Genomic DNA, 12,880 nt, shown 5'->3' on the forward strand with positions numbered 1-12,880 from the left:
TTCACTTCCTGAGGCTCGTTTTCAATTATCTTACTTTCTCCGATTCTGCTTTCATTCGAGCAATTCTTTGTTCCAACTCTTCCGAACTCATGTTCTCTCTTAAACTATCTACCTTAATAGGGAAAGATAGTGGTGTAAAACTTTTCGGATTCGTAATGATGATTGCTCCATTTTGAATTCTCTCCAAAGCTGCAGCTAATCTTGGCTCTTCCAATTGCTGATAAAACACTTCATCGTATGCTTGTCGCAAAAGTAAATTATGTTTGTCGTAATCACTAAAAACATTAAAAAATAAACCTGCGGATGACTGCAAATGTTTATTGGCAACATATTTTCCCGGATAACCTTGAAACACCAAGCCAGAAATACAGGCAATATCTCTAAACTTTCTTCTTGCCATTTCGGTCGAATTAATGCTTAATGTAATGTCTTCTGTTAAATTTTTAGGCGAAAAAACCTCATAAGCGATAGATTCATCCATCGGTATCTCAATGTCGCTTAGCAATTCAAAACCATAATCATTCATGGCTATAGAAAAGCTAATTGGTAAAAGTTTACTCAATCGATAAGCCACTAGCGCAGCCAAAACCTCATGTACCAAGCGGCCTTCAAAGGGATAGGCAAAAAGATGAAAACCTTCTTTATTGTTAATCAATTCAATCAACAATTCATCATTTCTAGGCACATGCGACCTTTTTTCTTGCAAAAGAAATAAGGGATAAACAACATCTAGTTCTTCGTCTTGATGGGTCTTATCCAGCGCTTCGTTATATTTTTTTCTTAGTACGGAACCTAAATTGGATGATAATGGCAAACGGCCACCATTCCAGCTTGGGGAGATCGCATTTTTTTGCTTGCTTACTCTAACCACCACCGTCATATCTTTTACCTGAACAAATTCCAAAACCCGTCCGGCCAATCTGAAATTGTCTCCAGCTTTTAAACGGGTTACGAAATATTCCTCAACCATTCCAATATAACCACCAGAAATAAATTTCACTTTCAACATTGCATCGCTCACGATGGTACCAATGTGTAAACGATGACGCATGGCCAACTGCCTGCTTTTTACTTTCCAAAGTCCGTCTTCATCTTTCGTTACCTTTTTAAACTCGTTGTAGGCACTCAAACTATCGCCCCCAGAGGTAATAAATTGCATTACCCAGGCCCATTCTTCAGGTAAAATCAATTTGAAAGCATGAGTGTTTTTAACCTCTTGGTAAATTACTTTATCATCAAAACCATCGCCAATAGCTAAAGTAACTAGGTATTGAATCAGGGTATCAAAAACCATAATAAAAGGCTCTCTACTTTCAATATTATTGGTTTTGGCAGCTTCCTTAATTGCAGCTGCTTCAACCAGCTCTAGGGCATGGGTAGGCAAAAAATATATTTTCGAAGTTTCGTGGGGCGAGTGGCCCGATCGACCAGCCCTTTGCAAAAATCTGGCTACCCCTTTTGGCGAACCAACTTGTACCACCGTATCCACAGGTTTGAAATCTACCCCTAAATCAAGCGATGATGTGGCAATAACCGCCTTCAATTGCCCGGTGTGTAAAGCATCTTCAATCCAATTCCTGAGTTCAAAATCAATTGATCCGTGGTGTATGGCAATCCTCCCTGCTAGTTCCGGTTCTATGTTCAACAAATGTTGATACCACATTTCCGACTGACCACGGGTATTGATGAAAATTAAAGTGGTTTTGCTTTTTTCTATTATGGGCAGCAGTTTATAAGCCAACTTTAAGCCCAAATGCCCAGCCCAAGGCAAAGTTTCAATGTCATCTGGTAGAATAGATTTAATAATGATTTTTTTCTCTAAGTCGGCTTTTATAATAATTCTTTTCTCCGCTTCATTAGGTTCTAAAACATCAAGCGCTTCATCTATGTTGCCAATGGTAGCAGAAATGCCCCAAACTCTTAAAAATTGGTTTTTTTCTAACTTTTGTAAACCTTTAATTCTAGATACGGCCAACTCTACCAACACACCGCGTTTACTGCCCAAAAGTTCATGCCATTCATCAGCAACAATACATTTTAGATTTTTAAACAATGTTGATGAACCTTTTTGCGCCAATAGAAGATGCAAACTTTCAGGCGTAATTAGAAGAATTTCGGGCATCGATTTCTTCTGCTGTACTTTTTCAGCTTGTGAGGTATCGCCATTGCGCACGCCAACGTGCCAATCCAGTTCCAGCTCCAATAAGGTCTCGCGCATGGCTCTGGCAATGTCTTTAGCCAGGGAGCGGAGTGGAGTAATCCAGATTAATTGTAAGCGATCTTTCGCCTTTTTATTGCTTGTTTCTGAAGCATTTAAGGCTTCTATAGCTACTGCTAAAAACAAAGAAAACGTTTTTCCGAATCCTGTAGGCGCATTTACTAAGCCACTATAGCCATTCAAATAGTGTTGCCATGCATCTTCCTGAAATTTAAACGGCTTCCGACCATTGGCTTTAAGCCATTGCTTAATTTTTTTGTAGCCTTTGGTTTTCGATTGATCCATGTATGTTGAGGAACTAATTTAATTTTTATTTTTTGTAAAGCAAGTACAGTAATTCTTTGGTTACCACAGCCCCGCCATTCGTTACAATCTTTTTAAACAATACCTGTTCACCTGATTTTCAAGCATTGTTTTCATCGGTAACTCGTGCTTCGTACCTCAGCACCAACACACCTTCACCAAAACTGCACTTAAAAAGTATTTTCACTGCTGTCGGGTTTAATGAACTTAGGTAAAATATCGAGAAAACTTGGTAGGAGTGTACAAAGCACAAATTAATATTGATATCAATGTGAAAAGAGGTTCAGTTCTAGCCATTAATAAATGTTGATGCCAACAACTGTCTCAAATCTTCTAAAGTATTAATTTCATCAGCCTTTTTGTCTTTCCGCCACCGTAAAATTCGCGGAAAACGTAAGGCCAAGCCCGCTTTATGGCGTTTGCTCTCTGCTATCCCCTCAAATGCAATTTCAAAAACCAGCTCTGGCTTTACGGTTCGCACGGGTCCAAATTTTTCAATGGCATTTTTAGTTACAAAGGAGTTTACTTCTTTAATTTCCTTATCTGTTAAGCCCGAATATGCTTTTGCAATCGTTACTAAATTTTCGCCATCTCTAACGGCAAATGTATAATCTGTAAAGAAATTTGCCCTTCGCCCGCTACCTTTTTGGGCGTAAATCATTACTGCATCAACCGTGTAAGGATTAATCTTCCATTTCCACCAATCGCCCCGTTTTCTGCCACTGTGATAATGAGAGCTTAGCTTTTTAAGCATAATCCCTTCACTATTAATCGATCTGGAAGTTTGCCTTAAATCTGCCAACTCTTCCCAAGTATTACACTTAATTACCGGCGATAAAACGACAGCACTGTCGTCCAAGCTACCAATAAGCTGCTCTAAAACCTTTCTGCGCTCACTTAAAGGCTGCTCACGGAAATCCTGCGCTTCATATTCTAAAATATCGTAAACAAAAAAGCCAATTGGAGCATCTTCTAATTGTTTTTTATTGATCGTTTTGCGATTTAAACGCTGTTGCAACGTACTAAAAGACAGCACGTTCTTATCCTGCACAGCCAAAATTTCTCCATCTAGTACCACACCATCTGGTAAAATATCAATTAAAAAGTGTAATTCTGGAAACTGTTCTGTAACCAATTCTTCACCCCTCGACCATATAAACAACTCGCCATTACGCTTTACAATCTGACCTCGAATGCCATCCCATTTCCATTCGGCTTGCCACTCTTGCAAACTACCTAAGCTAGAAGGCTCGTTTTCCAGCGCATAGGCTAAACAAAATGGATATGGCCAAGAATTATCTGTATTAACGTGTATCCCATTGATGAGCTCCGTGAAAGTGATCTCGTATGGATCCCATTTCCCCATAATGCTGTGCATAATTTGCGCACTATCCAAACTACTTTGCTTAGCCAAAGCATTCACTAACATTTTATTCGATACGCCAATTCTGAAATTTCCAGAAATTAATTTGTTAAAAATAAAGCGTTCTTGGTTTTCTAAAGTATTCCAGACGTTTAATATGAAATTCTTTTTGGTGTCGTCATCTTTTCCTTCCAATTGATGCAAATCTTCTATCCATTTGTGCAATTGATGATCTGAGCTTTGTTCGGCAGGGGGCAGGAGCAAAGCAATGGTTTCGCTTAAATCGCCTACGTTAGAATAGCTTTCAGAAAATAACCATTCTGGCGTTTGGGTAATTTCTATCGCCCAATATTTAAGCAAAGCCGATTTAATTGGTCTTCTGGGCTTTTTTCCCGTAAACAATGCAATTACCCAAACTTTATCTTTATCATCTGCTTGGTTAAAATAATTAACCAATGCAGCGATTTTATCGTTGGTTTTATTGCTCAGTTCGAGCTGCTGAATCAATTGAGCAAAGCGTTTCATTCGGCCTTTTGATTTTTGATGTCAACATTAGCATCTTGGGTATCCGCTAAATCAACTTTATTTTCTTCGTCGTCTTCTTGTCCGAACTTGGTGGTCACTTCAGATGCTTCGATTCCATTATCATTTAAAAAACGACTAAAAGCAGCTGTAAAGCCGTGTGTTACATATACTTTCTCTGCACCTGTAGCCGTTATCGCTTCCATTAATCCTGGCCAATCTGCATGATCGCTCAATGCAAACCCAGCATCCGCACTTTGCCAGCGACGATGAGCCCTCACCTGCATCCATCCAGAACAAATACCTGTAACAGGGTGACTTAAATTTTTAATCCAGCGGCTGTCTCTCATGGCGGGTGGTACAATCACAATTCCTTTTTGCAATTGTTCTTTTGTTGTTTCTGGAGTTATTCTGATTGTTTCCGGAAGATTTACGCCAGCGCAAATAATCACTTCATTTAAGTTGGCAATGCTATTATGCACATATATCGGAACATCACCCGCTAAATTTTTAATTAAACGTTGTGCTTTACCTAAACTATAGGCAATTAAAACACTGGTTTTTTGTTGATTAATGTTATCACCCACCCAATTTTTTATACCATTAAAAACAACATCTTGCTTTTGCCATTTATACACAGGAAGACCAAACGTACTTTCTGATACAAAACTGTGGCATTTTACGGGTTCGAAAACATCACTAATGCCGTCATCTTCTATTTTATAATCGCCAGAAATCACACAGATTTCACCTTTATATTCCAAGCGCACCTGCGATGATCCAATGATATGACCTGCTGGAAAAAAAGATATGTTTACCCCGTTTCTAACAATACTTTCGCCATAAGCCAAGGTTTCTACATTTAAATCTTCGCTAATTCGTCTTTTAATTATTGGCTTAGTTAGGGTATGGCAGAGGTAGTATTTATTGCCAAAACGAACATGATCACTATGGCCATGAGTGGTTACGGCGTAATCTACAGGCCACCATGGATCTACATAAAAATCGCCTTGCTTGCAGTAAATGCCTCTTTTAGTGAATGTGATTAACGCCATGATTGATTAACAATAATATTCTTTATTAGTTTTTAGTCTTACCGCACATGGGCCCGATAAAAAGCAATATCGGCTAATTACCCGATAAATGGAAATATCGGCTAATTACCCGATAAATTGGATTATCGGCTAATTACCCGATAATTTTTGACAACTAATAATTTAAAGCTATATTAGTATAATGATTTGTATTATAACAGGGGATATAATAGGCTCTAGAAAGATTAAAGATAGTTGGCTACTTAGTTTGAAAACAGCTTTAAAAGTAGTTTCTGGAGAAAACAATAAGTGGGAAATTTATCGTGGGGATAGTTTTCAAGTAGAGGTACAGCCAGAAAATGCCATAAAAGTGGCTGCTTACTTAAAAGCTTGTGTTAGAGCAAATAAGCTGGCAGATGTGCGAATGGGCATTGGAATTGGCACTGTTAAAAATAAACGAAAAAAACTTTCAGAATCAAGCGGAGACGTATTTGTAAACTCAGGATCTGCATTTGACAGCTTAAAACAGGCAAAAGTTAATTTGGCTGTAAAAACAGATTTTCAAGATTTTGATGAAGAAATAAATGTATTGATCAGGCTGGCACTAATTGCTATGGATAGTTGGGGCGTTGTGGCAGCCGAGATGGTAAAGCTGGCTCTCGAAAATGAAAATATTGTTCAAAGTGAGTTGGCTATTCGATCCGGCAGAACACAATCATCTGTAAGTGAGGCATTAAAGAGAGCACATTATTCTGAAATTATGGAAATGGATAAGCTTTATCGTAAAAAATTAAATCTAAAGATTTCAAAATAATGGACATCTACCTAATTAAACTGATACTCGCCCATTTAATAGGAGATTTCTTCTTACAGCCAAACTCTTGGGTAAAAGATAAAGAAACAAAAAAACTGAAATCGGGAAAATTATATCTACATGTGGCGATTCATATTGTGTTGATATTTATTGTTTTCCTGAGCTTTGATGTATGGAGGGCGGCATTATCAATTGGCTTGCTTCATTTAATTATTGATGCATGTAAAGCTTTATTTCAAACTAAAAAGAACGCGAGGATATTGTTTTTCGTAGATCAGGTTGTACACTTTAGCTCTATAGTTTTCATATGGCATTTATTTTATAAAGGAAGCATTGATATTAGCTTTTTAAACCATACCAATAGTTGGGTTATTATTGCTGGAGCATTATTTTTAACCATGCCAACTTCAATTTTAATGCGGGTAATTATAGCCAAATGGATTCCTACAAATCAGCCACAAAGCCCACAATCTTTACAAAGTGCAGGGAAATATATTGGTATTTTAGAACGTGTACTCATTTTCTTATTTATATTAACCAATCATTTTGAGGCAGTTGGTTTCCTGCTAGGCGCAAAATCTATTTTCAGATTTGGCGATTTGAAGGATGCACACGACATTAAATTAACGGAATATGTGCTAATTGGCACCTTGCTGAGTTTTGGTATTGCAATTGGTATTGCTATGTTAAGCTTGCAGTACATCTCATAAAAAAAGCAACCCGAAGGTTGCTTTCTTGTGCTTATCTTGCTCCTGGAGGACAATTATCTTTCAAAAACTTCGTGTAGGTTAGCGAGAGGTGTTCACTCGTTCCATCACCTTCAGAAATACTGTGGGTACGGTTAGGGTAACTCATCAATTGGAAAACCTTCTTATTTTTAATGAGCTCATTAATCAGCATTTCTGCATTTTGGTAGTGCACATTATCATCGCCAGTACCATGAATGTAAAGTAAATTGCCTTTTAAGTTTTTAGCATAAGTAACCGGCGAACCTTTTACATAAGCTTCTTTACTTGGAAAAGGTGTACCCATATAGCGCTCCTGATAAATATTGTCATAAGTGAGCTGATTACCTACTGCCGCAATGGCTATACCTGTTTTATAGATTTCTGGGTATTGAAACATCAAATTAAGGGTAGAGGAACCCCCACCGCTCCAACCCCAAACGGCTACACGGTCCTTATCCATGAAAGCATTGCTTGCCAATAATTTTTTAGCAGCCATGGCCTGATCGCGAATATTGATTACACCAATATTTTTGTAAATACTTTTACGCCAAGTACTTCCCTTTGGAACGGGAGCACCTCGATTATCCATAGAAATATAAATGTATCCATCTTTAGCCATATCGCCAGCATATAAAAAGTTACGTCCGGCTCCATAAGTGTCGCCTGCGGTTTGAGAGGCCGGTTCGCCATACACATAAAACACAACGGGATATTTCTTATCTGGGTTAAAGTTATCTGGTTTCTTCATCCAGCCATCCATTTCAATACCATCCTCAGTGGTCACCTTAAAAAATTCTACTTTGTTTTTGGGTGCTTCTTGTTTGGATAATTGCGTGGTTAAGCTGCCATCCATGGTAAATGGATTTCCGGTAGTAAAGTTCATCCATTCGGTAATGGGTCTTACTACAGAACTGTTGTAGGTATGACGGGCGAAGGCTGCATTTGGAGAAATATCATAACTGTGGGTGCCTGGTAGGATAGAGGGAGTTACCAATTCTAATTTGCCTTTTCCATCTAACTTGGTTTTATACAAATATTTTTGGGTAGCATTAGTTGGAGAAGCCATGAAATAAACCATGTTATTTTTCTCATCAATTAACTTAATGTCGATAACATCGTAGTTTCCCTTTGTAACCAAAGTTTCTTTTTTACCATCTCTGCTAATTCTGTAGAGGTGGTTCCATCCGTCTTTTTCTGAAAGAATGGTAAATTCTTTATTGTCGCTTAACCATTTCCATTCATCTTGCGCATCAATCCATGCTTTTGCTTTTTCAGAATATAGTGCTTTAGCATCGCCTGTTGCGGCATTGCACACAAATATTTTACTTTCATTCTGTTCGCGGTTAAGTTGTTGCAAAATCACTTCATTACTATTGGGAATCCATTGCATGCGTGGAATATAATGTTGCACATTATCGCCCGGAACGTTTAACCAATTTGTTTTTGCAGAGGAAACATCAACAATACCCACTTTACAAACCGATGGATTTTCGCCTACTTTTGGATACTCTACCGGAATGGTGTAAGGGTAAATAGAATCGGTGTTATTGATCATTAAAAAGTTTTTGATTTTCGTGGCATCAATTTGCCAATAAGCAATGGTTTTGCTATCAGGACTCCATCTAAAGCCATCTCTGCAGTCAAATTCTTCTTCGTAAACCCAATCAAAGGTGCCATTAATTAATCGGTCCGTACCATCTGTTGTTAAGGCTTTTGATCCTGTTCCATCAACATTTTCTACATATAGATTGTGTTTGCTAACATAGGCAACTTTGCTTCCATCTGGAGAAATTTTGGCAAACATCAATGATGATTCTGGCTTATCTTTACCAATTTGAGTAAGTTTATTAGTGGTTAAATCAGCCAACCAATAATCACCTCGTGTATCGTAACGCCAAACCTTTTTACTGTTGGTGTAAATTAAGGCTTTACTTCCATCTGCCGACAATTGAAAGCTTCGAACAGCAATGGAATTACTGGTTCCAGCAGGGGTTAACATAGCTCTTGAAATCACCACCTTCCTTTCATTTTTAGGGGGTGAAATGGATACAATTTCGCCACTGGAGATTTGGTAATAGGAGTTACCATCCTTTGCCCAATTGATGCTTTGAGCTTTTACATCAACCAAACTGCATAGCGCAACAACAAAGATTGATAATTTGAATAATACGTTTTTCATGTAAAATGAGGTGTTTTGGTTTTATGATTGGCTTTTGGGAATGCACTGATTTGTTAAAATTTCAGGCATAAAAAAAGCTTTTTAACTTTCGGCTAATTTAATAAAAAGCCGGTAGTTAAAAAGCCTTTGTAAAAGGTGTTGAATTAATTATTCGCCACCACCCATAGACATTAATGCCTGCATGGTTGTTTCTTCGTAACCTGTTGGCACCGCGATTGAAATTGCACCAACTTTAGCTTCAGAAATTGATTTTAAAGTATTGGTAGTTTCAATTCCTCTTTGTGTTACTGTGTATTTAACAGGAAAAGCTGCTAAGCCTGGGAAATAAGATTGTGCACCAACATTTGGTAAATCTAAATCTTTGGTTGCCCATAATTCGTGAGAACCGCCCTTATCATCTTTATAAGTGTATTTTTCTGCGTTGTAACCGGCAATCGTTTGTTTTTCGCCAGTAGCCTTAAAATCAGTGTATTTACCCATACCTGCTAAAGCAGTTTCTACATCAGCTTTAGTTTGTTTAACCGCATATTGTTTTTGAGCAATTGGCACATCAACTAAAATTAAGCCTGTTTTCTCATTATTATCTGAAATGATGCTGATTAGAGCTGGTCCTTGCTCCATTTCAATTTTAGTTAAACCATTGTTGAATTTAACCTTAACTTCTGCAGGTGGTTCTTGGCCACCCATGGCCGCTTTTTGCTCATCTGTAAGTTTATATTCTAAACCATAAGTTAGCGTTCCTTCTGTGATTTTTTTCTGTGCGTGTGCAATAATTGCGGCACTAACTAAGATAAGCGCTACAACGCTCGTTTTGATTGATTTAAACATGTTGTTTATTTTTAGTTTTTGTTTTACCAGTTAATTTTTTCTTTATTCAAGAAAGATGCAATGCCTTTTTTAAAATCATCGCTCTCTCTTACTCGGGCATTGATTTGAACAGCGGTTTCTAAACTTTTCTCTAAAGATGGATTTGTGGTTTGCGTAATTAATTGTTTAGTTATGCTTAATGAGTTTCCAGAACTTTCGTTACACAAACTTAAAGCAAATTCTTTTACCTTCAGATTAATTTCTGATGAATTTGTTACAAAATTTATCAATTTATATTCGAGTGCTTGTTGAGCGCTAAAACTTTTACCCGTAAGCAGTATTTCTTTGGCTACGGTTTCACTTACCTTACGAACCAAAAAGCAAGATACTATGGCTGGTACGAAACCAATTTTTACTTCGGTATAGCCAAATTTGCTTTCTGGTGTTGCAAAAACAATATCGCAAACATTGGCCAAACCGCAACCGCCAGCAATTGCATGACCCTCAACTTGGGCAATAACCACCTTTGGTAAATAATAAATGGTTGTGAAAAGCTTTTTAAGTTTATTTGAATCGGCTACATTTTCTTCAAACGTGTTGTTTTGAAGTTGTTGAAGGTATTCCAAATCGGCACCAGCACTAAAGGCATCGCCGTTTGCCTTTAAGATAATTACCTTAACCAAATCATCTTCAGAGGCATCAATTAAAGCTTCTGTAAGTTCAGAAATAAGTTGTGGGTTTAAGGCGTTTCGTTTTTCTGGGCGATTTATTGTAATGGTGGCGACTCTATCCGCAACCTGATATAATACCATGTTATCCATTCTATTCACTTAGGTCGATCAAATATGCTTTATTTTTCTTTAAAATGTGAACACCTTTTTTATTATTATCTGCAAAAGATTTGAACTGGCTAATCTTGTAATCCTTATTGCTGGCATCAATGATTAATGAGCTGTAACACAACCCAGTTGGACTATGCTCTAATTTATATTTGGTGTTGTTATGCAACCATAAACTCGAAAACGATCCTGAAAGTTTTATTTTTTTACCGTTTAGAGATTCATCAATCAATAACATTTTATACCTATCAAAAATAATTTGATGATCTTTTTTTATCAGTCCTTTAATGGCGGTATCTCGACGGAGATCTATAAAATCAATGGTTTTAATCTGCATTTCATCTAAAGCAGGTTTAACAAAATATTGATAGCTTTTATGGTCAGCGGTTAAATCTGTTGCTAAAATTGCGGTGTGAGCACAAATAAAAGCACAGGCATAATGTTTCCTAAGACTAAAGAATATGATTTTTCTCTGTTGGCTGGCGCTGAAACCATTATAGATAACCAGCGATTGGTAAATTATAAAAAGAGTGAGTGCAGCAAATAAAGCTTTCTTGTTAAATTTCGACATGGAATAAACGAATAGCCCGAGCGAAAGGCTTAAGAGCAAAAGTTCTGGAAGATTAATCCATAAGGCAGAAAATGTGGAGTAGGGTAAATCGGCAATCCTTTTTAATATGTAATTTGTAATGACAACGATCCATTCAAAAATGGGTGCTAAGTGATCCAGAACCGGCACTAAAATGGCGATTCCTAGTAACATGATGATAAATAACGGGATGGCGATAAACAAATTACCCAACAAAAAATAAACAGGAAACTGATGAAAATAGTAAATACTTAATGGGAAAGTAACTACTTGGGCAGATAAAGAAAGTGCAATAAGCTGCCAAACTTTATCAAGCCAATTATTCTTAACAAAAATCCATTTATAAATTTTAGGTTGAAGGTAGATTAAGCCAAAAACGGAAATATACGACAATTGAAATCCCACATCCCAAATTAGGAAGGGATTATAAAGCAATTGGCAGAAGGCCGCAAAGGCCAATATGTTATAGCTATTCTTATTTTGTGCAAAGGTTTTAGAAGCAATAAAAATGGAAATCATAATCGCCGACCTAATTACTGATGGAGATAGGCCGGTAATGGTTGCGTAGGCCCAAATTAAAGTACATATTACAATGAACTTCAGCACTTTAAGCGATTTCTTCTTCTCTAGAAAACCTAAAAAGAAATCTAACACTAAGAATAGTATGGCCACGTGGCTTCCTGAAACGGACAGGGCATGTATGGTTCCGGTTTTAGAATAGGCAGCCAAGGTTTCCTGACTCAAATTGGCTCGATAGCCTAAAATTAAAGTAGAAGCCACTGCAAAGGCTTCATCATTCTTAATCAGATTTCGATATTTGCTGATTTGCTTTTCCCTTAGCTTTAACGCAAACGCTAAAATCGGATTACCTTTATTCCTTTGTGTTTTAATAACCTGAATCTGATTAATAAAGGCCTGATTGTAAATATTTTGTGAGGCCAACCAGCCCTTAAAGTTAAACTCTGATGGATTGTAAGGTGGTTCAATTTCTACATGTTTTCCAGCAATGATTAACTCATCACCGTATTGTAATTTGATGGGATGGAGGCTGTCTAACTTTATGGCCACTAACAGCTGGCCAGTTGCTCTTTGTTGTTTAAATGAGGTGTAGCCACCTGTTACGGTTGCCTTAAATCGAAGAATCTGATTGCTTTGCTCCGGTTCATCTTGAACCAAAATCTTTAAATGTGAGAATTTTTTGTCTCCGAAGTAATGTTCATCAAGCCGATCATTATTAAGCACGCAAAGCAAACCGCCCAACATAAAGAAAAATGTAAAGATTGAAATCCCTACAAATCCTTTAAAGCGTTGCGCATTAAGATTTTTATAGTACAGATTAACGAATAAAAGAAATAAACAGCAAAACGATACAAAAACCTTCAGTACCGTAAGGCTGTACGGATTTGAATAAAAATAGAACAGCACAATTCCCATAATCATGGGCAATAAGATTCGAGCAAAGGGATATTCCGTTTTAAACATAT

General features: G+C 37.3%; 9 protein-coding genes. 2 read left to right on the top strand and 7 right to left on the bottom strand.

The window, feature by feature from the left end:
* Positions 1-25: 25 nt before the first annotated feature.
* From DHW03_RS03705 to DHW03_RS03715, 3 genes are all read right to left on the bottom strand, one after another.
* Entirely contained in the window at positions 26-2,503 is a 2,478-nt protein-coding gene (locus tag DHW03_RS03705) for a ligase-associated DNA damage response DEXH box helicase (protein ID WP_109924379.1), read from the bottom strand.
* Positions 2,504-2,810: 307 nt separating this feature from the next.
* Positions 2,811-4,409, bottom strand: coding sequence for an ATP-dependent DNA ligase (locus DHW03_RS03710; RefSeq protein ID WP_109924380.1), 1,599 nt, complete (start codon positions 4,407-4,409; stop codon positions 2,811-2,813).
* Entirely contained in the window at positions 4,406-5,461 is a 1,056-nt protein-coding gene (locus tag DHW03_RS03715) for a ligase-associated DNA damage response exonuclease (protein WP_109924381.1), read from the bottom strand. The genes DHW03_RS03710 and DHW03_RS03715 overlap by 4 nt, the downstream gene beginning before the upstream one ends.
* A gap of 181 nt (positions 5,462-5,642) precedes the next feature.
* Between DHW03_RS03715 and DHW03_RS03720 the strand changes: the two genes are divergently transcribed.
* Both DHW03_RS03720 and DHW03_RS03725 read left to right on the top strand, forming a co-directional pair.
* The gene (locus DHW03_RS03720) at positions 5,643-6,254 is read left to right on the top strand and encodes a SatD family protein (RefSeq protein WP_109924382.1); all 612 of its coding nucleotides are present in this window, start codon (positions 5,643-5,645) and stop codon (positions 6,252-6,254) included.
* On the top strand, positions 6,254-6,964 hold the full coding sequence (locus DHW03_RS03725; RefSeq protein ID WP_109924383.1) for a DUF3307 domain-containing protein: 711 nt from the start codon (positions 6,254-6,256) through the stop codon (positions 6,962-6,964). The genes DHW03_RS03720 and DHW03_RS03725 overlap by 1 nt, the downstream gene beginning before the upstream one ends.
* 31 nt (positions 6,965-6,995) lie before the next feature.
* On the opposite strand, the gene DHW03_RS03730 is transcribed toward DHW03_RS03725, so the two are convergent.
* The 4 genes from DHW03_RS03730 to DHW03_RS03745 form a co-directional block, all read right to left on the bottom strand.
* Positions 6,996-9,161 (bottom strand): S9 family peptidase, encoded by a 2,166-nt coding sequence (locus tag DHW03_RS03730; protein ID WP_109924384.1) that lies wholly within the window; start codon positions 9,159-9,161, stop codon positions 6,996-6,998.
* Between the two features lie 147 nt (positions 9,162-9,308).
* Entirely contained in the window at positions 9,309-9,989 is a 681-nt protein-coding gene (locus DHW03_RS03735; RefSeq protein WP_109924385.1) for a DUF4412 domain-containing protein, read from the bottom strand.
* A 23-nt stretch (positions 9,990-10,012) separates the two neighbouring features.
* Positions 10,013-10,789, bottom strand: coding sequence for an enoyl-CoA hydratase/isomerase family protein (locus DHW03_RS03740; protein WP_109924386.1), 777 nt, complete (start codon positions 10,787-10,789; stop codon positions 10,013-10,015).
* A 1-nt stretch (position 10,790) separates the two neighbouring features.
* Positions 10,791-12,878: a ComEC/Rec2 family competence protein gene (locus DHW03_RS03745; RefSeq protein WP_109924387.1), complete on the bottom strand. Its 2,088-nt coding sequence runs from the start codon at positions 12,876-12,878 to the stop codon at positions 10,791-10,793.
* Positions 12,879-12,880 lie beyond the last annotated feature (2 nt).

This window comes from Pedobacter yonginensis (genome assembly GCF_003173595.1).
GTDB classification, from domain to species: Bacteria; Bacteroidota; Bacteroidia; order Sphingobacteriales; family Sphingobacteriaceae; genus Pedobacter; species Pedobacter yonginense.